This window comes from Streptomyces sp. NPDC102437, from assembly GCF_044765565.1.
In the GTDB taxonomy this organism is placed as follows: Bacteria; Actinomycetota; Actinomycetes; order Streptomycetales; family Streptomycetaceae; genus Streptomyces.
The window spans coordinates 259,150-282,390 of the sequence record NZ_JBIWKI010000007.1 but is presented as its reverse complement, the minus strand read 5'-3'; the positions used below and the strand labels follow the sequence as shown (position 1 = coordinate 282,390).

Genomic DNA, 23,241 nt, shown 5'->3' with positions numbered 1-23,241 from the left:
CGGAGCGTCTTCGGTGGAGTCTCCCCTGCTCGAACGGAGTTGAGAGCTTGGGGAAGGAGCTACGGGGACGTTTGGGCAACGCCGCGAAGTGCCGCACCGGACGCCGCGACCCCGGCCGTGATCCGCCGGACACGGCCCATAGGCAATCAACCGAAGGACGGCGGTACTCGGCCCACGCCGCACCGTCCGTCCGGCTACACCCCCGCAGAGTGCTGCAGGACGGGTGCCCATGCCCTGTCCCACAGCACTCTGCGTCGTTCGGGCACCGCTTCCCAGGACCATCCCATGGGGATACCTAGCGCCGCCTCTGCATCGACAACAGAGTGTGACAAGCACGGACTCCCCCTGCAGCGGTGCCCCACCTCTACGACGCGCGGTCCCGCCACATTCTCAAGAACATCGCGTCGGCCATGCGCGAAGGGGCGCATCTCGCCGTCGTCGAGGCCGTGGCCGGTCTGGACGACACGGCGGACCGGGCGATCTCCCTCATGGACATGGACATGCTCGTCCTCTGCGAGGGCAAGCAGCGCACCGTGCAGGAGTTCCGGTCCCTGATGTCCGAGGTCGGTATCGAGCTGGTCGGAGTCGCCCGGGCCGGCCTGCAGTCCGTCATCGAAGGAAAGAGAATCTCATAGGAGGACGCATGCTGATCATCGAGCCGGAGAACGGCTCCCTGACCGTGTTCAACCTGTTCAACACCACGGACTCGGAGAAGCAGAAGACTCTCCTGGACGCCATGCGGGGCATCATCGCCATCGCGAACTACCCGGGCTGGCGGTCGTCCACCCTGTACGCCGGAGTGGCGCGGCCCTGCGCGGCCAACTACATCCAGTGGCGGTCGATCGACGATCTCAAGAAGCGGTACGACGGCGAGAACTTCAAGCACAACACGGTTTCCTACTTCTCACCACGTCGGTGCACCTGCTGAAGACCGAAGTGGACCCGGAGTCCTTCGACGTCGGACGGCAGGGCGTAGCCCAGCACGTCGGCTTCGGGCACGGCATCCACGCGTGCGTCGGTCAGGCGCTGTCGCGCCTCGAAGGGCAGAGCCTGCTGGCGGCGCTCGTCCGCCACGTCGGCCGGATCGAGGTCTCGAAGCCCACGTGGCGGCTGCACAACACCATCCGCGGGATCGAGAGGATGGATGTGACGTTCCATGGACGAGCGTCCTGACGCCGGTGCCGTACTGGCCGTGGTCGGGCTCGACGCCCGAAGGTGCGAGATGCACCGGCAGTGCGAGGGACTGTCGGACGCGATCTTCCGGTCCCCCGAGCAACAGGTCGTCCTGCGGGAGGGGGACGACCCGCCCGGTGGTGTCCGCCGGATGGAGCGGCTGATGAGGTCCTGCCCGATGGGCGCGCTCGAACTGGACGTATTGGGGCCCGAGTAGGACGTGCGGAGCCATGAGGAGTAGAGGTCAGCCCCTGACCTCTACTCCTCATAGCCTGACACCCCAGGAACCACAGGAGGATCTTTGAACCCCGCCCGATCATTGACCGAGGCATCGACAGCGGGCAGCACGGAACGAGCCGCCGACCAGCCGCGAGCAGGTCGGCTGTCCCACGACAGCGGCTACATCGAGGTGCGCGGGGCGCGGACCAACAACCTGCGCGATGTCTCGATCGACGTGCGCAAGGGCGCGCTCACCGTCTTCACCGGGGTTTCGGGTTCGGGCAAGAACTCGCTGGTGCTCGGCACCATCGCGGCCGAGTCCCAGCGCCTGCTCAACGAGACCCAGCCGACCTTCGTCCAGGGGCTGCTGCCGCAAACGGTGCGCCCGGACGTCGACAGTATGCGCAACCTCTCGGCCGTCGTGACGGTGGACCAGAAGCGGTTGGGCGCGGACCCCCGGTCCACCATCGGGACCGCCACCGACACCTATGGTCTGCTGCGCCAGCTCTTCTCCCGCCACGGCACCCCGCACATCGGCTCGACCAGCCGGTTCTCGTTCAACGTCCGGCCGGCATGTGCCCGTCCTGTTCGGGCACCGGGGTGGTCACCGATGTCGACATCGACCGGCTGGTGGACCGCGACCGCTCCCTCAACGAGGGCGCGCTGCTCTTCCCCACCTTCGCGGTCGACTCCGCGTTCTGGTCGATCTTCGTCAACTCCGGCTTCTTCGACCCCGACCTCCCGCTCCGCGAGTACAACGACGAGGCGTGGAGGACGCTGCTGTACCTGGACCACGCCAAGGTCGACAGCCGCTCGCTGAAGGTGACGTACGAGGGTCTCGTGCCCAAGTTGCGGCGTCTGTACCTGAACAAGGAACTCCAATCGCTCCAGCCGCACGTGCGTGCCGCGGTCTAGCTCATCTCCACCACCTCGACATGCGCCGTGCGAGGGCAGCCGTCTGTCGGCCGAGGCCCGCTCGGTCCGGGTCAACGGGGTAGGCATCGCCGAGTGCACGAGCATGGAGATCGCCGAGCTGCTCGCGCTCACGGAGAAGTGGACCGACCCGGCGATGGCCGGTGTCGTCGACGGCATCCGCACCGCGCTGGCCGCGATGGTCGAGCTCGGTCTGGGCTATCTCAACCTCCAGCGCCGTACGGGCACGCTGTCGGGCGGCGAATCGCAGCGGGTGAAGATGGTGCGCCACCTGGGCTCGGCGCTGACCGACCTGACGTACGTCTTCGACGAGCCGACGACCGGGCTGCACGCCGACGACGTCGACCGGGTGCTGGAGGTGATGGCGAACCTGCGTGACAAGGGTCGCCGCGCGGCATCCTGCGGCGATGGTGGGCGAGGTGACCTTCGAACTGGTCGACCTGGCGGACTACGCGCTGCCGCTGCTGGACGAGCCCGTGCCCGCGATGTTCGGCCAGTACCGCAACGAGGCCACGCGGCGGTGGGCCGCCGCCATCGGTTCGTTCGACGGATTCGTCTTCGTGACGCCCAAGTACAACCACTCCATGACCGCGGCCCTGAAGAACGCGATCGACCACCTGTTCGGCGAGTGGAACGACAAGGCGGCCGGGTTCGTCAGCTACGCCGTGCACTGCGGCACTCGTGCCGTCGAGCATCTGCGGCTGACGCTGGCCGAGGTGAAGGTCGCCGGTGTGCGTAGCCAGGTCGTCCTGTCGGTGTTCGACGACTTCGACTACACCGGCTGCGACATGACGGACCCGACCTCGACGGGCGTGTTCCGGCCCGGGGAGCGGCAGGAAGCGGCGATGAACACGATGCTGGACGAGGTCGTCGCCTGGTCGGTGGCGCTCGAACCGCTGCGCGCGAAGGCCGCAGCGGATTCCGACGGCGATGCGGTGCCGGCTGGGTGAGGCACCGTATCGGCCGCGCGGGGCCACCCCATCCCCTTGGGGGCGGCGCCGCAACCCGGACTTCGATGGCCCGGTGGCGGCGGTGCAGTTCCGATGTGACGCTGCCGTCGGCGGTGTTGAATGCCGCGAACAGGCTGGTGATGCCGTGCCGGTAGTCAAGGCTCGGGCCGAGGACTGAGGTCAGGCCGGCAACGTCGGTGAAGGCGCTATGCGAGTTCCGGGACATCTGACACACGTTCACCGCCGCCCGGCCTGTACGTGTGAGGACCGGGAAGGCGTGCGGCGGCGCGCGTGGGTGCTGCGGGCGTCAGAGGCCCAGGGCCAGCATCACGATCAGTACGACCACGAGCAGCGCGACATAGGCGACGGAGTGGACGCGGTCCGGGACGCGGCCGACGAGACGTCTGGCCACCGCGATGGTGGGGAGTGAGCCGATGAGCAGGGCGGCGCCCGCGGTGAGGTCGACGTACCCGAGCTGTCCCGGGCCGGCGGGGATGGTGGGGGCCAGGGCGTAGACCAGGGTTCCGGCCACGGCGACGGGGACGCTGAGGGGGTTGGCCATGGCGGTCGCCTCGGCCATGGCCAGGCCCCTGCGCCGCAGGAGCGGGACCGTCATGACGCTGCCGCCCACGCCCAGGCCGGCCGCCACGAGGCCGATGCCGAGGCCGCCGAAGGTGACGGTTCCCCGCTCCAGGGGTTGTGGGCGGGTCCGGTCCGCCACCGAGAGGAAGCCCTTCCTCAGCAGGCTGTCGGCGATCGTGACCAGCAGGTAGGCGGCGAACAGAAGGCGCAGCGCCGTGCCCCCGATCAAGGTGGTCGCGAAGGATCCGGCGACGGCGCCCGCCGCGATGAAGGCCGCCAGCGGCCAGACGTACTCGCGGCGCAGCCGGCCCTGACGACACTGGGCCAGGGCCGCCGCAGCGGCGTTGACGACCATGACGGCCGCCGAGGTCGCCACGGCGATGTGCATGGCGTCCGCGTCGGTTCCGGGACGCGCCGTCATGGTCAGGACGCCGTAGACGACGGGGACCGTGATGAAACCGCCGCCGAAGCCGAAGAGCACGGTCGTGATGCCGGTCAGGCAGCCGAGGGACAGGAGGGTGAGGAAGGAGGTCAGCACTGGTCCGACATTAGGAAGCGCCGGGCTTGGCGGGCAATCGATGAATTGCCCACTTCCTACGCACAGCAGACACGGCACTCGGTCGCGCGTAGCCTCGCTGCATGCGGAACATTCCGGTCGCGGAGGTGGACGGGCTCGACCGTGCCGTGCTGGCCATCGGCACCGACTACCCCCCTGACCACCTGCTACCCCGGCACGAGCACCGACGCGCCCAGGTCCTGTACGCCGCCACCGGCGTCATGCGGGTCGAGACGGCGGACGGCAGCTGGACGGTGCCCACCGCCCGCGCCGTACTGATCCCGCCCAGGACCAGGCATCAGGTCGCGATGACGGGCGTCTCCACCCGCAGCCTCTACATCGAGCCCGCCGCCGTGCCGTGGTTTCCGGCCCGCTGCCAGGCCGTCGATGTGTCCGCCCTGCTCCGGGCGCTGATCCTGGAAGCCGTCGAGATGGAGCCGCGCTACCCGGAGCACAGCCGCGACGCGGCGGTCGCGACCCTCATCCTCCACGAGCTCAGGAACCTCACCCCGCTGCCCCTCGATGTGCCGCTGCCGTCCGATCCGGGGCTGCGCGGACTGTGCGAGGCGTTCCTGCAGCAGCCGGACGTCCATGACCCGCCCGCGCGCTGGTGCGCGGCCCTCAACGTCAGCGAACGCACCCTGGCCCGCATGTTCCGGCGCGGCACCGGCCTGACCTTCTCGCAGTGGCGGCAGCGCGCCTGCGTCCTGCACTCCCTCCAGCACCTCACCGCGGGGACGCCCGTCACACGTATCGCGGGCCTGCTCGGCTACGACAACCCCGCCGCCTACACGGCCGCGGTCAAGAAGCTCCTGGGCCGGCCACCGACGGCGTACCGGGGCCGGGAGGGCTGATCGCTGATCGCTGATCCAGGGTCGCTGGGTCTTCGTGTGCCCGGCCTTCACGAGGGGAGCTGGTGGCCGACGTCGCGGGCCAGGTCCAGGCCGAGGACCCGGTCGAGGTGGGCGAAGGTCTCGAACTTGGCGCCCGGCGGTACATCGGGCCGGTCCGCCAGCTCGGCCAGCAGGGCCAGGACGGCGGCGACGTCGAGATCCTCGGCGAGCGCCGCGTACGACTGCCGCAGCAGATCGGCGGGGATCGGCCGGGACGGTTCCTGCGCCCAGTCGGCGACCGACCGGCGCCAGTCGCGCAGTGTCCGCCTGGCCTCGGCGAGCGCGGCGCCGGTGACCGTGATCGGTGTTCCGTAGGGGCTGGTGAGCAGCAGGAGGCGCACGGCCAGCGGGTCGGCGGTGTCCGTCGGATCGGGTGTGCCCGGGGCGGGGAGGTCCTGGGTCGGTGCGGCCGTGGTGACTCGGCCCACCTCGATCAGGGCGCCGCCCTCGGCATCGGCCGGGTCGGTGCCCTCGGAGACCACGTGGACGTCGGCGGGGCCGCCCAGTGCCGCGTCCGGGCGGTGGGCTCCGACGACTGCGGGGGGATGGATGCCGAGCACCGCCATGACCCGGTCCAGGGCGCGGGCCCGGTCGGGCGTCAGCTCCGGGGTGGTGAGGACCGTGATGACCTGGAGGCCGTTCAGCTCGGCGGTGCGGGCCAGTACGTCGCCGATCAGCGGGACGCGCAGGTGCACGGGGCCGAGCCCGGTGCCGTTGTCCGGCCCGGTGCAGGTGTCGATGTCCGGCAGCTGGACGCGGCTGCGCAGCAGGTGGCGTGGGGCGGCGGGGACTTCCACGAGGTGGCCGGTGCGGGTGTCGGCGATACGCAGCATGATGCGGAGGCTAGGCCGTACCCGGGTGCCGGTCCTGTTGCCACGCCTCGCGCGCTTCAGGAGGGGTCGTCGGGGAGCTCCGTGGCCGAGCGCATGTGGTCGTCGATGATCCGGTGGACCGCGCCGCGGTGGTCGGCCGGGTCGCCGTCGAGTTGCAGGTGAAGCAGTCGGACATCCAGGTGTCGGTCGTCCTCCCGGAGTCCGTCCGGAGCGAGAGCTTCAAGGTGGACGCTCCCGGCCAGGGAGCTCAGCCGGAGGTCGCCGCGTTCAACGCGCGGCTCCAGGCGCGGGCCGACTCCGCGGGGATCACGCCGCTGGAGCACGCGCGACGGTGCTTCGAGCAGATCGCGGAGGGGCGTTACTGGGTGTTCCCGCAGCCGGAGATGGTGGACTCGGCGCTTCCGGCGCGCACGGACATGATCCTTGGGCGGCACAACCCGGTGCTGAACCGGGACGTCTGACGCGATACGTCCGGGCGATGAAGTGGCGGGGCCCCCGTCCCCCGGCATTAACGCACGGATGCCGGAGGGCCCCGCCCCGTCACTTCTCACTGCTCACTTCTCCTCGGTCAGCTGCTCGTCCAGTTCGTCGAAGAGCAGCTCGCCGTGGTCGATCTGGCCGGTCCGGTAGGCGGATCGTGCCACGAGGTGGGCGGCGACAGGGCCGGTCATCAGCTGGAAGAAGCCGATCAGCCCGAGGGTCGCCAGGTCCATGCCGCTGCGCAGTCTCAGGGCGACCCCGGCGAGGACCAGGAGCATGCCGAGGGTCTGCGGCTTGGTCGCGGCATGGCTGCGGGAGAGCACGTCCGGCAGCCGCAGCATCCCGATCACACCGAGCAGGCAGATGGCCGCGCCGACGAAGACCAGGGCCGCGCCCGCCATGTCGAGGATCTGGAACCAGACGTTCACCGCTTCTTCCTCTCGGGGGTGTCGGGGCCGTCCCCGTTCGTGCCGCGTCGCGGCGGTCTGTCGCGTACGGCGATGAAGCGGGCGATGCCGACCGACCCCGTGAATCCGAGGAACGCCAGTACCAGCATGATCGGGAAGTAGAACGGGTCGCGCGCGAAGGCGGACTTGGCGCCGAGGCCCGCGATGATGAGGGCCGCGCACACATCGAGCGAGATGGCCCGGTCCAGCATGGAGGGGCCCAACCAGATGCGGGCGAGGAGCCCCGCTCCGGCGACGACGATCACCACGACGGCCGCGGTGAGCAGTGCCCGGTCGACGGTCTCCGGTGCGCTCACGCGTCGCCCTCCCGGTCGGTCGCGGTCGGTGGCGGCGGTGCGGCGACTCGGGCGATCTCGTCCGCGGTGCCGAAGGCCCGTACGGTCAGCCGTTCCCACCGCGCAGACGTGCGGCAGCGCCCGGCCGACGCCGGAGAGCCTGCGCAGATCACGGGTGCCCGCGGTGTGGTCGACGATGCCGGTTACGAGGAACAGCGGGGCCTTGAACAGTGCGTGGGCCAGGATCATGACGGCGGCGGCCAGCGCGGTGTCCCGGTTACCGGCCCCGGCGAGCAGGGTGAGGAAGCCGAGCTGGCTGACGGTGCCGTAGGCGAGGACGAGTTTGAGGTCGTTTCAGGCGCAGCGCCAGCCGCCGAGCAGTATGGTCGCGGCGCCGAGGACGATCACGACGGGCCGCCAGACGGGAACGTCCGCGAAGCCGGGCGCGAGCCGCGCGACCAGGTAGACCCCGGCCTTCACCATCGCGGCGGCGTGCAGATAGGCGCTGACGGGCGTGGGCGCGGCCATGGCGTTGGGCAGCCAGAGGCTGAAAGGCCAGAACGCCGACTTCGACAGGCCCCCGCACAGGATCAGCACCACCGCGACGGAGACCGCGAGGGTGGCGCGGGGCGGGTCGGCGAGGATGGCTGAGATGCGGTACGTGCCCGCCGACTGACCAAGGATCAGGAAGCCGACGAACATAGCGAGACCGCCGAGGGTGGTCACGGTGAGCGCCTGGAACGCGGAGCGGCGGCTGTGCTTCCGCTCGCTTTCGTATCCGATCAGCAGGAACGAGAAGACCGTGGTCAGTTCCCAGAACACATAGAGCGAGATCAGGTCGTCGGCGAGGACGAGGGCGAGCATGGCGCCCGCGAACGCCAGGAGATTCCCGGCGAATCCGGCCAGTTGCGGGGTTTCGTCGGTGAAGTACGAGGCGCAGTAGAGCAGGACGAGCGTGCCGATCCCGGCCGCGAGCAGCACCATCAGTTCGGCGAGCGCGTCGAACCGCAGCGCGACGGTGACGCCGTACGCGGGCATCCACCGCCACGACCAGGTGACCGCGGAGCCGGACGCCGCGGTGTTCCACTGCGTGGCCGCCCACACGGTGGCGGCGGCCGGCGGCAGCGCGAGGACGACGAAGGCGCGTCTGCCCAGCCGCCGTACCAGCGGGCGCGCCAAGGCGGCCAGAACGAAGTGGCAGACGATGAGCGCGGTCATACGGCCCCGGGGGCGTTCCGCGCCCTGCGCGGACTGGCGTCCTGGGTTCGAGCGATACGTAACGGGCGAACAGCACTCAATACAGATATATCGCCGATCTTGCTTCACCCGTACGGCGCGCCGCGCCCCCACCGCGCGGTGGGTTCACCCGCGCTCGCCGCAGACCCCGCTGTGGTCGCAGTACGGCCGGTTCGCGGTGCGTCCGCAGCCGCAGAACATCACCCGGGTCTCCTGGCGCGGCCCCTCGGCGGTGGCCACTTCGAGGACCCCGCGCAGGTGGAGGGCACCGTCGTCGTGCAGCGAGAGCCTTCCGGCCCGCTACTCGGAGCGGGCCGGAAGCGGCACTTCCGCAGCATGATGGTGGAACTGTGTGTGATCGGTGATGCACATGAGAGACCAGTTTCTTTTCATTTTTCGTCATGTGACTAATATCTATCCATCAAAGTTCCAACGGATTTGGCCAGTCCTGAAACTGGCACCATCGTCTAGGAGCACGCCCTGCGCACGCGCGTCTCACGGCGGACCAAATCGACCACCATGTCGCTGCGGACAGCCCTTCTCGTACTGGCCGTCGTTCCGGGAGTCGCTCTGGCCGCACTCTGGGCCGTCACCAGTGGTCAGACCCTGGCGGACTTCCAGCGCCAGGCTGCCCAGGACAAGTCGGCCGAGATGGCCGGTCAGCCGTCCACCATCGTGTACTACAGCCTCCAGGAGGAGCGTCGGCTCAGCGCCGACGTACTGGACGGGCACAAGGGCGCCGAGGACTCGTTGCGACGGCAGCGGGTGCTGACCGACGACGCCATCAAGAGCTTCCAGGAGCTCTCCGACGTGGTGGCCGACGACGACCGGTCCGAGGTCCGGGACGCCGTTCGTACGGCACACACCGAGATCGGCCAACTCCCTGTCCAGCGCGCCCTGGTCGACAAGGGCGGGGCCGAGCAGCAGCAGGCCGTGTACGCCTACTACTCGGGCCTGATCGCGGCGGACCTCGAGCTCTTCGGGGCGCTCAGCCACGTCGACGACGGCCGGATCAGCACGCTCTCCCAGCCGCTCGTCGACCTCTTCTGGGTCAAGGAGATGGTCTCCCGCTCGGACGCCCTGCTGACGCGCGGCTGGTCCGACGGGAAGCTCGGCGTCGAGGAGTTCGCCGACGTCGAGGAGGCCATCGTGGGCCAGCCGCTCCTGTACACCACTCAGGTCGTCCCGTATCTGTCGACGGACGAGAAGGCCGCGTGGGAGAAGCTCGTCCACAGCCCGGCCTGGAAGACCAAGACACGGCTGGAGAACCGGATACTGCGTCCCTCGCAGGCCGACAGCTCCGGCTTCATCGACCTCGACGCCGACCGGAAGACCTGGCGGGGCGCGATGGACGGCGTGAACACCCAGCTCAAGGCCCTGCTGGAGAAGCGCACCGCCTCCGTGGGCGAGGCGGGCAACAACAGTGTGCGGTCCCTGCTGCTCACAGTGGCGCTGACCACGGTGGTCGGGCTGCTCGCCGTGATCACGGTCATCTGGACCACCTGGCGTCTGACCCGCAACCTCCGACGCCGGATCAGCGGCCTCCAGGAACGGGCCGAGGAGCTGGAGAAAGCACTGCCCGACCTGGTCGACCGGCTGGCCCTGGGCGAGCGCATCGATGTCGAGACCGAGGCCCGCGCCATCGAGCACGATGCCAAGAACGGCGACGGCGACGAGCTGACCCGGCTCGGCGTCGCGCTCAACCTGGCGCGCAGCAGCGCGCTGGCTGCGGCCGTCAAGCAGGCCGAACAGCACCGCGGGTTCGAGCGGCTCCTCCAGCGGATCGCCCGCCGCACCCAGCAGCTGATCGGCCAGCAGCTGAGGAAGCTGGACGACCTGGAGCGCAAGCACGAGGACCCGGAGATCCTGGAGGGTCTCTTCGACCTCGACCACCTCACCGCGCGTCTGCGCCGGTACGAGGAGAATCTCGTGATCCTCGCGGGCGGCACCCCGCACCGGCGCTGGCGCAAGCCGGTTCCGCTGCTGGATGTGATGCGTTCCGCGCAGGGCGAGGTGCAGGACTACCGACGTGTGGCGCTGGACCTGAACGACAGCACCTGGCTGTCGGAACGGGCCGTCGGCCCGGTCACGCACGTGCTGGCCGAGCTCATCGAGAACGCGCTCAGCTTCTCCCGGCCGCCGAACCCGGTCGAGGTCCGTGCGGCCAAGGTGAGCCGCGGTCTGGCCATCGAGGTCGAGGACCGCGGCCTGGGGATGGACGAGAAGCAGCTGGCAGCGGCCAACGAGCTGATGGCCCGGCCGCCCCGGATGGACGTGCTGGCCCACTCCGAGGACATCCGGCTCGGCCTGTACGTGATCGCACGGCTCGCGAACCAGCATGGACTGCGGGTGGAGTTCCGCTCCTCGGCGTACGGCGGCACCCGCGTGGTCCTGCTCGTCCCCGACGAACTCATCGTCCCCGGACCGAACTCCGGCCCGGTGGTTGTGGCGCCCCCGGCCGCCGCGCCGGCACCCGCGTCCGCGTCGGCCGCGTCTCCGGTGCCGGAGAGGGCCGACGGGCGGCCGCTGCCCACCCGCGTCCAGGGCCGCGCCCTGGCCGACGTCACCGCGATCAACGCGGCGAGCACCCCCTACGCCCAGCAGCCGCACCAGACCGCCGAACCGGCCCAGCAGCCGTCCGGGACCACGTACCCCGCCGCTCAGGAGCACCCCTACGCGGCCCCGGAGCACGAACAGCCTTACGCCGGCCCGGAGAACGCCGGGCCCGCCCCGCAGCACCCGGGGCCGCAGGAGCGGTACGGGGCGCCCATGCCCACCGGCGACGCCTACACCACCGCGCCTGTCGGGCCGTTCACCTCGCACCCGGCTCCGTCCCCCTACGGCACGGACGAACAGCCCTACATGACGGCCGCCGGGCAGTACCCGGTGGACCCGCCGCCGTCCTACCCCACTCCCGCAGGGGCGTACCCGGGACCGGAACAGCCCTACCCCGCTCCGTACTCCGCAGGTGCCGAGTCCGGTCATCCGCCGCTCGCCGGGCCCGCAGGTCCCATGGGCCCCGCGGACACCGCCGGCCTCGCGGTATCCGGCCCCCACCCGTCCGGGCAGGGCGACAACCGCCCGGCGCGGCTGCCGGTGTCCGAGCCGGACCACCCGGCACCGCCGGACCCGGAGTCCGTCCGTGCGGAGAACGGCTCCGGCCGGCCCGCGCCGGGCACCCCGCCCGCGCCCGGTGCCGAACCACCGCTGCCGCGCCGCGTCCGGCAGGCCAGCCTGGTGGACGAGCTGCGGGTCACCCCGGCCACCCGCAACACCGTGCCCCGACCGCCGGGCCCGGAAGAGAACCCCCAGGCACGACCGGTCCCGCACCGGGCCGGAGCGGCGATCGGCGCCTTCCAGCGCCGGTCGCGCGCGGCCCGCGCGGCCTCGGAGACGACACCGCGGCCCGCGCCGCCCGCCACCCCGCATCCCACGAGAGAAGAACGGTCATGACACGCACAACCGCCACACACCAGGACCTCGACTGGCTGCTCGACGGCCTGGTGGATTCGGTGGCCGAAACCCGCAACGCCGTCCTGCTCTCCGACGACGGTCTCGTGGTGAGCCATTCGCGCAGCGTCGAGCGTGCAGATGCCGAACGGCTGGCCGCCATCTGCACCGGTCAGCAAAGCCTGGCCCGCGGCGTCGGCCAGCTCTTCGACGGCGGCGTCGTCCACCAGGTGATCGTGGAACTCGCGGACCTGTGGCTGTTCATCATCTCGGCCGGCCAGGGCACCCATCTGGCCGTGGTCGCCTCCCAGGAGGTGGACGCCGAGATCATGTCCCTCGCCATGCACAATCTCGTCCAGCAGGTCGGGCAGAAACTCTCCACCCCGGCCCGCGGCGAGTTCGACGCCTTCGGTCCCGGGGACGGGCAGCGCCCGTGACCGACTACTGGGATGAGGACGCCGGGGAGGACGGGGCGAGCACGATGGTGCGCCCGTACACGATCACCCGGGGCCGGACCGCTCCCGAGCGGGACGACTTCAGCCTCATCACCGTGCTGACGACCGCACAGGACCCGCGGGACGAGAGCGGTGCGCCGATCCTGCCGGGGCGGCTCCAGCCGGAACACCGGCTGATCCTGGAGCGCTGCCGCCGGCCGTCCGCGGTCGCCGAGCTCTCGTCCGACCTCGGCCTCCCGGTGTCGGTGACCAAGATCCTGCTGGCCGACCTCGTCGCCCAGGGCCTGCTGACGGCCCGCGCGCCGCTCTCGGTGGCGCAGGCGGCCGGCGGCGCCGACATGGGCCTGCTGGCCGCCGTTCGTGACGGACTCCGGAGACTCTGAACCAACATGACACGCAGTCAGGCGGCTCCCGCCGCCGTCAAGATCCTCATCGCCGGAGGCTTCGGCGTCGGCAAGACCACGATGGTCGGTTCCGTCAGCGAGGTCACCCCGCTGAGAACGGAGGAGTACCTGACCCAGGCCAGCGTCGGCGTCGACGACCTGGCCGGCGTCGACCAGAAGGACACCACCACCGTGGCCCTGGACTTCGGGCGGATCACGGTCAGTGAGGAGCTGGTGGTCTACCTCTTCGGCACCCCCGGCCAGGAACGCTTCTGGTTCATGTGGAACGACCTGGTCAACGGGGCGCTGGGAGGTGTGGTGATCGCCGACACCCGCAGGCTGGAGACGAGTTTCGCCTCGATCGACTTCTTCGAGAGCCGGAACATCCCGTTCGTCGTGGCGATCAACTGCTTCCACGGCCACAACACCCGTACACCGGACGAGATCAGGGCCGCGCTCGACCTCGATCCGCAGGTGCCGCTGATGGTCGGTGATGTCCGCGAACGGCCGTTCTCCCGGGACGTACTGCTGGCGCTGGTGGACCATCTGATGAGCCTGCCCGCAGCGGTCGGCTGACGCCCGGCACGGCCGTACTCCCCCGGGTTCCGGCCCGCCTGTCCTCACCCTTTCCCCTCCCTCACTCCTCCGTGTTCCGCTCTTCCTCGTTGGAGGCACCTGAGATGGCAACACCCCTGCGCGTCCTGATCCACGGCGGCGGCATCGGCGGGCTCACGCTCGCCACCGCGCTGGCCCGGCGCGGCCACACCGTCGAGGTCGCCGAGCTCCGCGTCGAGCTCGACGCGCTCGGCGTCGGCATCATCCAGCCGTCCAACGCCCTGCACGTCATGCGGGAGATCGGGGTCCTCGACGAATGCCTGGAGGCGGGCTTCGAGTGGGAGATCCTGACCATCGCCGACCCGGCCGGCAACACGCTCGCCGAGATACCCCAGCCACGGATGGGCGACGCCCCCTCCAACAACGGCATCCCGCGCCCCGCCCTGGCCCGGGTGCTGAACTCCGCCGCCGTCGCCGCGGGCGCGAAGATCCGCTTCGGGACCACCATCACCGAGCTGACCGACGACGGCTCCGGCGTGGACGTCACCCTGTCCGACGGCTCCTCGGGCCGCTGGGACCTGGTGGCCGGCTTCGACGGCATCGGCTCGCCGCTGCGCACCCGGCTCTACGGGAACCGCTGCACCCCCGAGTACACCGGCTTCGCCAACTGGCGGGTGACGGTCCCCCGGCAGCCGCGGGTGCGGGGCGTGGTGATGGGCACCGCGGGCAAGGAAGCCAAGGCGCTGCTCACCCCGATCACCGAGGAACTGATGTACCTGGGCGCGGTGTTCGCGGAGTCCGAGGACTTCCGGCCGGACCCGGAGCGGGCCCACGAGCAGCTCACCGAGCGGCTGGCGATGTTCTCCGGACCGGTCGCCGAGGCGCTCGCCACCGTCACCGACCCGGCCTCGGTGGTGTACTCGCGGATCTCCCAGGTGACGGTCGAGGAGCCGTGGCACGTCGGCCGGGTCGTCCTGGCCGGTGACGCCGCGCACGCCTCCACCCCGCACATCGCCCAGGGTGCCGCGATGGCCGTCGAGGACGCGCTGGTGCTGGCCGAGTCGCTGGACGCCGGCTCCGGCGTGGCCGAGGCGCTCCAAGCGTGGGAGGCGCGCCGCCGCCCCCGGGCCATGTGGGTGCAGGCCATGTCACGTGCGGTGCTCAAGCAGGAGACGGGCAACGAGACGACGCCCGAGGAGGACGAGCTGCTGAAGGTCGGCATTCCGGGCGCCGCCCACGTGCTGGTGAAGCCGTACTGACCCTCGCCGGAGCGCCGGCCGCCGCACGCGTACGGGCCCGCACCGCCGGGCCCGTACGGTGCGTTCACGGCAGTACCGCCACCCCGTCGATCTCCACCAGGGCCTGCTCGTCCCAGAGCCTGGCCACACCGATGACGGCCATGGCCGGAAAGTCGCGGCCCGCCAGCCGCCGCCAGATCCGGCCCAGTTCGGCGGAGTTCTCGCGGTAGTCGGCCACATCGGTGGCGTACACGGTGACCCGGGCGAGGTCCGCCGGGGCGCCACCCGCCGCGCGCAGCGCGGTGAGCAGATTGGTGAGCGCGGTGGCGAACTGCGCGGGCAGGCCGTCACCGACGATCCTGCCGCCCTCGTCGAGGGCGGTCTGCCCGGCCAGGAAGACCAGTTGGCTGCCGGTGGCCATGACGGCGTGCGAGAAGCCCGTGGGCGGGGACAGCTCGACGGGGTTGATCCGGTGGACCGGACTCATGCGGAAGCCTCCCGGGTCGCGTACAGCTCCTTGGCGATGATCGTGCGCTGGACCTCGCTGGCGCCCTCGTAGATCCGTGGGGCGCGGACCTCCCGGTAGAGGTGTTCCAGGAGGTGGCCGCGGCGCAGGGCGCGGGCGCCGTGCAGCTGGACGGCGGTGTCGACGACGTACTGCGCGGTCTCGGTGGCGTACAGCTTCGCCATGGCGGCCCGGCCCGGCACCCCGGACTCCCCCGCGTCGTACGCGGCGGCCGCCGCGAACACCAGGAGCCGGGCGGCCTCGGTCCGGGTGGCCATCTCGGCGACCTGGTGGGAGACGGCCTGCAGGTCCTTCAGCGGGCCGCCGAACGCGGTGCGGTGCGCGGTGTGCTCCACGGCGGCGTCGAGGGCGGCGCGGGCCATGCCGACGGCGAACGCGCCGACGCTGGGGCGGAAGAGGTTGAGGGTGCCCATGGCAACCTGGAAGCCCCGGTCCGGTTCGCCCAGGACGTCGTCGGGGGTGACCGGGACGCCGTCGAAGGCCAGGGCGCCGATGGGGTGCGGCGAGAGCATGTCGAGGGCGGTGCCGGTCAGTCCGGGGCGGTCGGCGGGGACCAGGAACGCGGTGATGCCGCGGGAGCCGGCGCCCTGGGTCGTGCGGGCGAACACGGTGTAGAAGTCGGCCTCCGGTGCGTTGGAGATCCAGCATTTCTCGCCGGTCAGCCGCCAGCCGCCGGCAGCGGGTTCGGCGCTCAGGGCGAGGGCCGCCGCGTCGGATCCCGCGCCCGGTTCGCTGAGCGCGAAGGCGGCGACGGCGCGGCCCGCACGCACCTCGGGGAGCCAGCGTTCGCGGTGGGCCGGGGTGCCCGAGCGGAGCAAGGGGTGGGTGCCGAGACCCTGGAGGGCCAGCGCGGTCTCGGCCTCGGTGCAACCGCGGGCCAGCGACTCGCGGAGCAGGCAGAGATCGAGGGCTCCCGAGCTCAGCATCCGGTCCAGCAGGCCCGACTCGCCGAGTGCGGCGATCAGCGGACGGTTGACGTGGCCGGGGTCGCCCTTCGCGGCGAGGGGGCGCAGTTGCTGCTCGGCCAGGGTTCTTAACTCTTCACACCAGGCGGTCTGTGCCGGATCGAGTGAGAATGCCGTCATACGGGCGCCCTTCTGGTCGCGTCTCGTCTTCCTGGTCTCTCGTTCCCGCTTTTCCGGTCTCTCGTTCCCTTATTTCCCGTCCGTGTTCCTGCCCGTGCTTCCGATCCGTTCGATATCCCGTTTTCCGTCCGCCCGTTTCCCGTCCACCTGGTCTATCGCGGACCGTTGACTACCGTCACCCAAACGATACGCTCCAGAGGCGACAAGGGGGCGAGCCGTCATGGACCCGAAGACCTCAGCGCACGTCGACACCTTCGCCAGGGAGCACCTGCCACCGCAGGACCAGTGGCCGCAACTGCTCTTCGGCCTTTCCGAACTGCACTATCCGGACCACCTCAACTGCGCGGCGGAACTGCTGGACCGTACGGCCGACCGTTTCGGCCCCGACCGCCCCGCCTTCCGCACCTCGGACGGCACGGTGTGGAGCTACCGGGAGCTGCGGGAGCGGGTGGACCGGATCGCCCATGTCCTCACCTCCGATCTGGGGGTCGTACCCGGCAACCGCGTCCTGCTGCGCGGCGCCACCACCCCCCATCTGGCCGCCTGCTGGCTCGCGGTGCTGAAGGCCGGCGCGATCGCCGTCACGGTGCTGGACCGGCAGCGGCCCGCGGAGCTGTCCACCATGTGCTCCATCGCCCGGGTGAGCCACGCGCTGTGCGACGCCCGCGCGGTCGACGACCTGGTGAAGGCCGAGGTGCCGGGGCTGCGCATCACGGCGTACGGGGGCGACGCCCCGGACGATCTGCTGCGCCTGGCCGAGGCCAGGAGCGGGCCGTACGAGGCCGTGCGGACGGCGGCGGAGGATGTCGCGCTGATCGCGTTCACCTCGGGCACCACCGGACGCCCGAAGGGGTGCATGCATTTCCACCGGGATGTGCTCGCCATCGCCGACACCTTCTCGGCCCATGTCCTGCGGCCCACCCCCGACGACGTGTTCGCGGGCAGCCCGCCGCTCGGCTTCACCTTCGGTCTCGGCGGTCTGGTGGTCTTCCCGCTGCGGGCCGGTGCCAGCACCCTGCTGCTCGAACAGGCCGGCCCGGCACAGCTGCTGCCCGCGCTGGCCGCCCACCGCGTCTCGGTACTGTTCACCGCGCCGACCGCCTACCGCGTGATGCTCGACCACATGGACCACCACGATCTGAGCGCGCTGCGGCGCTGCGTCTCGGCCGGGGAGAACCTCCCCGTCGCCACCTGGCGTGCGTGGCACGAGCGGACCGGGCTGCGCATCATCAACGGCATCGGCGCCACCGAGCTGCTGCACATCTTCATCTCCGCCGCCGACGAGGCGATCCGCCCCGGCACCACCGGGGTCCCCGTCCCCGGCTGGCAGGCCCGGGTGCTGGACCGCGAGGGCCGCCCGGTGCCGGACGGGGAGCCCGGACTGCTCGCGGTACGCGGCCCGGTCGGCTGCCGCTATCTCGCCGACGAGCGCCAGCGGGACTACGTGGCGCACGGCTGGAACATCACCGGGGACACCTATGTGCGGGACCCGGACGGCTACTTCCGTTACGTGGCCCGCGCCGACGACATGATCATCTCCTCCGGCTACAACATCGCGGGCCCCGAGGTCGAGGACGCCCTGCTGCACCACCCCTCGGTGGCCGAGGCCGCGGTGGTGGGCCGGGCGGACGAACTGCGCGGCCAGATCGTGGTGGCGTACGTGGTGCTGCGCGACGGCGCGGAAATGGCGGCCGACGAGCTGCGCGCGTACATGAAGGGCGAGCTGGCCCCGCACAAGTGCCCGCGCGTCATCGAGTTCCTGCCCGCCCTCCCTCGCACCGCCACCGGCAAGCTCCAGCGCTTCCGGCTGCGGGCCGGCTGAACGTTCCCGCTGTGGGACGACTGAACCGGATATCCGGGTGCCGCGCTCCCCGCGCACCCGGCAGGATGAACCATGCCCTGGACCTTCACCGATGAAGTCGACGTCTTCCTCGACGCGGCCGGCTCCTCGCTGGCCGCCCGCCCCGCCGAGAACACCCTGGTCCTGACCGTCACCGAGACCCTGCGGCGCCACGGCCCGTACGCCTACGGCGACGCCGCCCCGCTTCTCGGCTGGTGGCGCGGGGGGGACGGCGAGGTCGCGGGGACACTGGTGCAGACGCCGCCGTACCCGCCCCTGCTGGGGTCCGTCGACCCGGCGGCGGTCGGTCCGCTGGCCGCCGCACTCCCGCTGACCCGGATCAACGCGGACCGGGCCACCGCCGAGGCGCTCGCCGCGACCTGGCCCGGTCACCGGGTCGACCAGGAGCAGCGGCTCTACCGGCTGGCGACGCTGATCCCGCCCTCCCCGGCCCCGCGGGGACGGCCCAGGGCCGCGGCCGCCGCCGACCGGGAGCTGCTGGTCCGCTGGCATCTCGCGTTCGCCGAGCAGGTCGGCCAGCCCGGTACCCATGCCGAGCGGGTGGTGGACGAGCGGACGGCGAGCGGCGGGCTGATGCTCTGGGAGGACGACGGCGTCCCGGTGTCGATGGCGGGGACCTCGCCACGGATCGCGGGCACGGTCCGCGTCGCCGCGGTCTACACCCCGCCGGAGCACCGCGGCCGTGGTTACGCGGCCGCGGTGACGGCTGAGATCAGCCGGGCGGCGAGGGAGGCCGGCGCGCGGGAGGTGCTGCTCTTCACCGACCTGGCGAACCCCACCAGCAACGGCGTGTACCGGCGCATCGGCTACCGGGCGGTCTCGGACCGGCTGCTGATCAGCGTGGTGGAGCGGTGAGCGCGGCGCCCGAGCCGGTCTGGCTGGTCGCCGCGAACGTGGTGCTGTGGCGGCGGTACGGGGATCTCGGCCAGGAGCTGCGTCCGGGCACGAAGGCGTACCGGGGCGGGGCAAAGGTGTATGTCATCGACACCTACGCGGGGAATGGGAAACCAGCAGCTGACCACGGTGGGGCACGGGCGGCACACCGGTCACTGGATCACCATCGACACGGGGACCCGCCATCTGCACACCTTCCGGGCCCAGTTGGTGTACGCACCGGCCGTGCTGAAACGGTGCGACGGCCGGGGGGCCGGTACCCGGCAGGAGGCCGAGGAGCTGGCCGCGCTGCTGGAGCGGATCGCCCGCGAGGAGCGGCATGCCCACCACGCGGCCCCGCACCCGGACCGGTGCCTGTGTCACGAGTGCCTGCGCGTCACTCCAGGGTGAGCCGGGGCTTCGGCGCGTCCGTGCGGCCCGTCGGCGGGGTGCGGCTGCCCGCGCGGTACGGGAGCGGCCAGGGCGCGCCCGGTCCTTCGTACCCCTGCTCGGCCGCCGCGTGCAGGGTCCACTGCGGGTCGTAGAGATGGGGGCGGGCCAGCGCGCAGAGGTCGGCCCGGCCCGCGAGCAGCAGGGAGTTGACGTCGTCCCAGGAGGAGATCGCGCCGACCGCGATGACGGGCACGCACAGGGTGTTGCGGATCCGGTCGGCGTACGGCGTCTGGTAGGAGCGGCCGTACTCGGGGTGCTCGTCGGGGACGACCTGGCCGGTGGAGACGTCGATGGCATCGGCTCCGTGGGCGACGAAGGCGCGGGCGATCTCGACGGCGTCCTCGGCGGTGGTGCCGCCCTCGGCCCAGTCGGTGGCGGAGATCCGGACGGTCATGGGCCGGCCGTCGGGCCAGTCGGCGCGGATCGCGTCGAAGACTTCCAGGGGGAAGCGGAGCCGGCCATGCAGGGAACCGCCGTACTCGTCGGTGCGGTGGTTGGTGAGCGGCGAGAGGAAGCCGGAGAGCAGGTAGCCGTGGGCGCAGTGCAGTTCGAGCAGGTCGAAGCCGCAGTGGGCGGCGCGCCGGGCCGCCGCCGCGAACTGCTCGCGCACGGTGTCGAGCCCGGCCCGGTCCAGGGCGTGCGGGACCTGGTTGACGCCGGGTGCGTACGGGATCGGGGAGGCGGCGGTGAGCGGCCAGTTGCCGTGGTCGAGGGGCTGGTCGATGCCTTCCCACATCAGCTTGGTGGAGCCCTTGCGTCCGGAGTGGCCGAGCTGCACGCCGATGGCCGTGCCGGGCGCGCTCGCGTGGACGAATTCGGTGATCCGGGTCCAGGCGGCGGCCTGTTCGCAGGTGTAGAGGCCGGTGCAGCCGGGGGTGATGCGGCCCTCGGCGCTGACGCACACCATCTCCGTCATGACGAGTCCGGCGCCGCCGAGCGCGCGGGCGCCCAGGTGGACGAGGTGGAAGTCGCCGGGGACGCCGTCGATGGCCGAGTACATGTCCATGGGCGAGACGACGACGCGGTTGCGCAGTTCGAGGCCGCGCAGCCGCAGCGGGGTGAACATGGGCGGAACGCCCGGGGCGCAGCCGAATTCCTCCTCGACGGCGGCGGTGAAGGTGGCGTCGCGCAGCCGCAGGTTGTCGTGGGTGACGCGGCGGCTGCGGGTGAGGAGGTTGAAGGCGAACTGGCGGGGCGGCTGGTCGACGTAGGTACCGAGCTCCTCGAACCAGCGCAGGCTGGCGGCGGCGGCCCGCTGGGTCGACTCGACGACCGGACGGCGCTCGGCCTCGTACGCGGACAGTGCACGCGGCAGGTCGGGCTGTTCCTCGATGCAGGCGGCGAGGGCGAGGGCGTCCTCGACGGCGAGTTTGGTGCCGGAGCCGATGGAGAAGTGCGCGGTGTGGGCGGCGTCGCCGATGAGGACCGTGTTGCCGTGCGACCAGTGGGCGTTGACGACGGTGCGGAAGGTGAGCCAGGAGGAGTTGTTGGAGCGCAGCGGGCGGCCGCCGAGCGCCTCGGTGAAGATCTTGGCGCAGCGCAGCGTGGAGTGCTCGACCTCGCAGGTGTCGAATCCGGCGGCCCGCCAGACCTCCTCGCGCATCTCGACGATGACGGTGGACGCGTCGGCCGAGAAGGGGTAGCCGTGGAGCTGCATCACCCCGTAGGCGGTCTCGGCCGTCTCGAAGCGGAAGGCGTCGAGGGCGAAGTCGGCGGCGAGCCAGATGTAGCGGCAGCGGTGGGTGGTGAGGCGGGGGCCGAAGGTGTCGGCGTGGGCGGCGCGGGTGACGCTGTGGACCCCGTCGGCGGCGATCACCAGGTCGTGGGTGGCGGCCAGCTCGGCGGCCGGCGGTGCCCCGGTGCGGAAGCGGAGGCGTACGCCGAGGGAGTCGCAACGCTCGTGCAGGATCCGCAGCAGCCTGCGTCTGCCCAGCGCTGCGAAGCCGTGGCCGCCGGACGTCTGGGTTACGCCGCGGTGGACGATGTCGATGTCGTCCCACCGTACGAATTCGCTCTGGAGGGCCCGGTACACGACGGGGTCGGCGTGTTCGATGCCGCCGAGGGTCTCGTCGGAGAGGACGACGCCGAAGCCGAAGGTGTCCTCGGGGGCGTTGCGCTCCCAGACGGTGATGTCGCGTTCCGGGTCGAGCCGCTTGAGCAGGGCGGCGGCGTAGAGCCCGCCGGGCCCGCCGCCGATGACCGCGATGCGCCGTACGCCGGTTCGGGCCGTTTCGGCCGGATTCGCCTCGGGCGGCATCGCGCTACCTGCCCCGCCACTTCGGGGGCCGCTTCTCGGTGAAGGCGGCATGGAATTCGGCGTAGTCCTCGCCGTGCATCAGCAGGGCCTGGGTAGCGGCGTCCATCTCGACCGCGGCGGCGAGCGGCATGTCGAGTTCGGCGGTGAGCAGGGCCTTGGTCTGGGCGAGGGCGAGGGCGGGTCCGTCGGCGAGGCGGCGGGCGAGCGCCGCCGCGCGTACGTCCGCCTGGCCCTCGTCGGTCACCTCGCTGATCAGTCCGATCCGTTCCGCTTCGGGTGCCCGGACCGGTTCGCCGAGCATCAGCAGCCGGGTGGCGTGGCCGAGGCCGACGACGCGTGGCAGCAGGTAGGCGGCGCCCATGTCGCCGCCGGAGAGGCCGACCCTGGTGAACAGGAAGGCGAAACGGGCCGACGGATCGGCGACCCGGAAGTCGGCGGCCAGCGCGAGGACGGCCCCCGCGCCCGCCGCCACCCCGTGTACGGCGGCGATGACGGGGAAGGGGGTCTCACGGAGGGCCCGCACCACCTGCCCGGTCATGCGGTTGAAATCGAGGAGCTGGGCGGTGTCCATGGCGAGTGTCGCGCCGATGATGTCGTCGACATCTCCGCCGGAGCAGAACCCCCGTCCCTCCCCCGCGAGCACCAGGGCACGCACGCTGCGTTCGCGGGACAGTTCGGCGAGCAGATCGCGCAGGTCGGCGTAGGCACCGAAGGTGAGCGCGTTGAGTTTCTCGGGCCGGGCGAGCGTGACGGTGGCGACCCCGTCGTCCGTCGTCAGCCGCAGATGGCGCCAGTCGTCCGTGTGCCGGGCGGAGCTGGGAAACGGGCTCATGGAGGGGGCTCCCCTTCAGCCGTCGGGCCGCTATCTGCCCTCGAACTTATCACTCGTACGTGACTTCCGTCACGAGTACGCAATACGTGGAGCGTGAGAACGCAGTGGCCAACGTCCCTTTCATACCGGTCGGCAGGCCCTTGTCTGTGTCGTTGCGGTTCGTAAGGTTGAAACGGAGAAGTCTTGACCGCCAGAGAGTCCCGCATCCGTGAACCCGCCCCCACCCCGGAACGGAAACCGTGCCGTGCCCCCCGATGTCCCCCTTCCCGCCTCCTGGCGGATCGCCCTGCCGCACTCGACGGCGGCCGTGCCGATCGCCCGCGCCCTGATCCGTACCGCGCTCGCGGACATCGACGCACCGGCCGACAGCGACACCGCCGAGCTCCTCACCGCGGAGCTGGTCGCCAACGCGGTCGAGCACACCCGGAGCGACGAGCCCATCGAGCTGGTGGTGGAACTCCTGCCGACCGGCTGCCAGGTCGAGGTCCACGACCGCGACCCCGCACCGCCGACCGGCCTGTCCTTCCCTCCGCCCGGCGGCGAACCGGACCCCTGGCAGGAGCACGGCCGGGGCCTGCTGCTGCTCCGTACGCTCAGCTCGTCCTGCGGACACCGCACGACGGAGCGCGGCAAGGCGGTCTGGTTCACCCTGCCGTCCCTCGCGCCTCAGAACTGA

The 23,241-nt window shown here is 71.4% G+C and carries 26 protein-coding genes and 2 pseudogenes; 17 read left to right on the top strand and 11 right to left on the bottom strand.

What is annotated here, in order from left to right:
• Window positions 1-353 precede the first annotated feature (353 nt).
• Genes ACIRJP_RS12195 through ACIRJP_RS12180 form a run of 4 tightly spaced genes read left to right on the top strand, consistent with a single transcriptional unit; the run spans window position 354 to window position 1,390 of the window.
• Window positions 354-635, top strand: coding sequence for a methyltransferase (locus ACIRJP_RS12195; RefSeq protein WP_404171689.1), 282 nt, complete (start codon window positions 354-356; stop codon window positions 633-635).
• 8 nt (window positions 636-643) lie between these two features.
• A complete protein-coding gene (locus ACIRJP_RS12190; protein WP_404171686.1) occupies window positions 644-928 on the top strand; it encodes a hypothetical protein in 285 nt (94 codons plus the stop codon).
• Entirely contained in the window at window positions 916-1,173 is a 258-nt protein-coding gene (locus ACIRJP_RS12185; RefSeq protein ID WP_404171683.1) for a hypothetical protein, read from the top strand. The genes ACIRJP_RS12190 and ACIRJP_RS12185 overlap by 13 nt, the downstream gene beginning before the upstream one ends.
• Window positions 1,157-1,390, top strand: coding sequence for a hypothetical protein (locus ACIRJP_RS12180; RefSeq protein WP_404171681.1), 234 nt, complete (start codon window positions 1,157-1,159; stop codon window positions 1,388-1,390). The genes ACIRJP_RS12185 and ACIRJP_RS12180 overlap by 17 nt, the downstream gene beginning before the upstream one ends.
• 182 nt (window positions 1,391-1,572) lie before the next feature.
• On the opposite strand, the gene ACIRJP_RS12175 is transcribed toward ACIRJP_RS12180, so the two are convergent.
• Window positions 1,573-1,872 carry a hypothetical protein gene (locus tag ACIRJP_RS12175; RefSeq protein WP_404171678.1) on the bottom strand — a complete coding sequence of 100 codons (300 nt, stop codon included), beginning with the start codon at window positions 1,870-1,872 and terminating at the stop codon, window positions 1,573-1,575.
• A gap of 93 nt (window positions 1,873-1,965) precedes the next feature.
• On the opposite strand from ACIRJP_RS12175, the gene ACIRJP_RS12170 reads away from it, so the two are divergent.
• Entirely contained in the window at window positions 1,966-2,307 is a 342-nt protein-coding gene (locus ACIRJP_RS12170) for a hypothetical protein (protein ID WP_404171675.1), read from the top strand.
• 392 nt (window positions 2,308-2,699) lie between these two features.
• A complete protein-coding gene (locus ACIRJP_RS12165; RefSeq protein ID WP_404171672.1) occupies window positions 2,700-3,275 on the top strand; it encodes an NADPH-dependent FMN reductase in 576 nt (191 codons plus the stop codon).
• A gap of 307 nt (window positions 3,276-3,582) precedes the next feature.
• Here the strand turns inward: ACIRJP_RS12165 and ACIRJP_RS12160 are convergent, their stop codons facing one another.
• A complete protein-coding gene (locus ACIRJP_RS12160; protein WP_404171669.1) occupies window positions 3,583-4,395 on the bottom strand; it encodes a sulfite exporter TauE/SafE family protein in 813 nt (270 codons plus the stop codon).
• A 101-nt stretch (window positions 4,396-4,496) separates the two neighbouring features.
• Between ACIRJP_RS12160 and ACIRJP_RS12155 the strand changes: the two genes are divergently transcribed.
• Window positions 4,497-5,267, top strand: a complete 771-nt coding sequence (locus ACIRJP_RS12155; protein WP_404171666.1) for an AraC family transcriptional regulator — start codon at window positions 4,497-4,499, stop codon at window positions 5,265-5,267.
• A 47-nt stretch (window positions 5,268-5,314) separates the two neighbouring features.
• On the opposite strand, the gene ACIRJP_RS12150 is transcribed toward ACIRJP_RS12155, so the two are convergent.
• Window positions 5,315-6,139: a hypothetical protein gene (locus ACIRJP_RS12150; RefSeq protein WP_404171663.1), complete on the bottom strand. Its 825-nt coding sequence runs from the start codon at window positions 6,137-6,139 to the stop codon at window positions 5,315-5,317.
• Between the two features lie 113 nt (window positions 6,140-6,252).
• Here ACIRJP_RS12150 and ACIRJP_RS12145 point away from each other — a divergent pair, with 113 nt between their 5' ends.
• Window positions 6,253-6,600, top strand: coding sequence for a hypothetical protein (locus tag ACIRJP_RS12145; RefSeq protein WP_404171660.1), 348 nt, complete (start codon window positions 6,253-6,255; stop codon window positions 6,598-6,600).
• A 93-nt stretch (window positions 6,601-6,693) separates the two neighbouring features.
• Here ACIRJP_RS12145 and mnhG read toward each other — a convergent pair whose 3' ends face one another.
• From mnhG to ACIRJP_RS12125, 4 genes and pseudogenes are all read right to left on the bottom strand, one after another.
• Window positions 6,694-7,047, bottom strand: coding sequence for a monovalent cation/H(+) antiporter subunit G (gene mnhG / locus ACIRJP_RS12140; protein WP_404171657.1), 354 nt, complete (start codon window positions 7,045-7,047; stop codon window positions 6,694-6,696).
• Window positions 7,044-7,382, bottom strand: coding sequence for a monovalent cation/H+ antiporter complex subunit F (locus ACIRJP_RS12135; RefSeq protein WP_404171733.1), 339 nt, complete (start codon window positions 7,380-7,382; stop codon window positions 7,044-7,046). The genes mnhG and ACIRJP_RS12135 overlap by 4 nt, the downstream gene beginning before the upstream one ends.
• 96 nt (window positions 7,383-7,478) lie before the next feature.
• A pseudogene (locus ACIRJP_RS12130) lies at window positions 7,479-8,579 on the bottom strand (proton-conducting transporter membrane subunit); the annotation flags it as partial.
• A gap of 144 nt (window positions 8,580-8,723) precedes the next feature.
• On the bottom strand, window positions 8,724-8,879 hold the full coding sequence (locus ACIRJP_RS12125) for a CDGSH iron-sulfur domain-containing protein (RefSeq protein WP_404171730.1): 156 nt from the start codon (window positions 8,877-8,879) through the stop codon (window positions 8,724-8,726).
• Window positions 8,880-9,116: 237 nt separating this feature from the next.
• On the opposite strand from ACIRJP_RS12125, the gene ACIRJP_RS12120 reads away from it, so the two are divergent.
• The 5 genes from ACIRJP_RS12120 to ACIRJP_RS12100 all read left to right on the top strand — a co-directional run bounded on the left by ACIRJP_RS12120 (window position 9,117) and on the right by ACIRJP_RS12100 (window position 14,699).
• Complete coding sequence (locus ACIRJP_RS12120; protein ID WP_404171654.1) at window positions 9,117-12,050, top strand: nitrate- and nitrite sensing domain-containing protein; 2,934 nt, start codon at window positions 9,117-9,119, stop codon at window positions 12,048-12,050.
• The gene (locus ACIRJP_RS12115) at window positions 12,047-12,484 is read left to right on the top strand and encodes a roadblock/LC7 domain-containing protein (protein ID WP_404171651.1); all 438 of its coding nucleotides are present in this window, start codon (window positions 12,047-12,049) and stop codon (window positions 12,482-12,484) included. The genes ACIRJP_RS12120 and ACIRJP_RS12115 overlap by 4 nt, the downstream gene beginning before the upstream one ends.
• Window positions 12,481-12,885, top strand: coding sequence for a DUF742 domain-containing protein (locus tag ACIRJP_RS12110; protein WP_404171648.1), 405 nt, complete (start codon window positions 12,481-12,483; stop codon window positions 12,883-12,885). Before ACIRJP_RS12115 ends, ACIRJP_RS12110 begins: the two co-directional genes overlap by 4 nt.
• Before the next feature lie 6 nt (window positions 12,886-12,891).
• Window positions 12,892-13,461: a GTP-binding protein gene (locus ACIRJP_RS12105; protein ID WP_404171644.1), complete on the top strand. Its 570-nt coding sequence runs from the start codon at window positions 12,892-12,894 to the stop codon at window positions 13,459-13,461.
• Between the two features lie 104 nt (window positions 13,462-13,565).
• Window positions 13,566-14,699 carry an FAD-dependent monooxygenase gene (locus ACIRJP_RS12100; protein ID WP_404171641.1) on the top strand — a complete coding sequence of 378 codons (1,134 nt, stop codon included), beginning with the start codon at window positions 13,566-13,568 and terminating at the stop codon, window positions 14,697-14,699.
• A 64-nt stretch (window positions 14,700-14,763) separates the two neighbouring features.
• Here the strand turns inward: ACIRJP_RS12100 and ACIRJP_RS12095 are convergent, their stop codons facing one another.
• Window positions 14,764-15,165 carry a RidA family protein gene (locus ACIRJP_RS12095; protein WP_404171638.1) on the bottom strand — a complete coding sequence of 134 codons (402 nt, stop codon included), beginning with the start codon at window positions 15,163-15,165 and terminating at the stop codon, window positions 14,764-14,766.
• Window positions 15,162-16,289 (bottom strand): acyl-CoA dehydrogenase family protein, encoded by a 1,128-nt coding sequence (locus tag ACIRJP_RS12090; RefSeq protein WP_404171635.1) that lies wholly within the window; start codon window positions 16,287-16,289, stop codon window positions 15,162-15,164. Before ACIRJP_RS12090 ends, ACIRJP_RS12095 begins: the two co-directional genes overlap by 4 nt.
• Window positions 16,290-16,509: 220 nt before the next feature.
• Here ACIRJP_RS12090 and ACIRJP_RS12085 point away from each other — a divergent pair, with 220 nt between their 5' ends.
• The 3 genes and pseudogenes from ACIRJP_RS12085 (at window position 16,510) to ACIRJP_RS12075 (ending at window position 19,434) form a co-directional block, all read left to right on the top strand.
• Window positions 16,510-18,111 (top strand): AMP-binding protein, encoded by a 1,602-nt coding sequence (locus ACIRJP_RS12085; RefSeq protein ID WP_404171632.1) that lies wholly within the window; start codon window positions 16,510-16,512, stop codon window positions 18,109-18,111.
• A gap of 72 nt (window positions 18,112-18,183) precedes the next feature.
• The gene (locus ACIRJP_RS12080) at window positions 18,184-19,005 is read left to right on the top strand and encodes a GNAT family N-acetyltransferase (protein WP_404171629.1); all 822 of its coding nucleotides are present in this window, start codon (window positions 18,184-18,186) and stop codon (window positions 19,003-19,005) included.
• A pseudogene (locus ACIRJP_RS12075) lies at window positions 19,002-19,434 on the top strand (hypothetical protein). Before ACIRJP_RS12080 ends, ACIRJP_RS12075 begins: the two are co-directional and overlap by 4 nt.
• Here ACIRJP_RS12075 and ACIRJP_RS12070 read toward each other — a convergent pair.
• Complete coding sequence (locus ACIRJP_RS12070; RefSeq protein ID WP_404171626.1) at window positions 19,421-21,733, bottom strand: bifunctional salicylyl-CoA 5-hydroxylase/oxidoreductase; 2,313 nt, start codon at window positions 21,731-21,733, stop codon at window positions 19,421-19,423. The pseudogene ACIRJP_RS12075 and the gene ACIRJP_RS12070 sit on opposite strands and share 14 nt — an antisense overlap.
• Before the next feature lie 4 nt (window positions 21,734-21,737).
• Window positions 21,738-22,565 (bottom strand): enoyl-CoA hydratase family protein, encoded by an 828-nt coding sequence (locus ACIRJP_RS12065; protein ID WP_404171623.1) that lies wholly within the window; start codon window positions 22,563-22,565, stop codon window positions 21,738-21,740.
• Window positions 22,566-22,809: 244 nt separating this feature from the next.
• On the opposite strand from ACIRJP_RS12065, the gene ACIRJP_RS12060 reads away from it, so the two are divergent.
• Entirely contained in the window at window positions 22,810-23,241 is a 432-nt protein-coding gene (locus tag ACIRJP_RS12060; protein ID WP_404171620.1) for an ATP-binding protein, read from the top strand.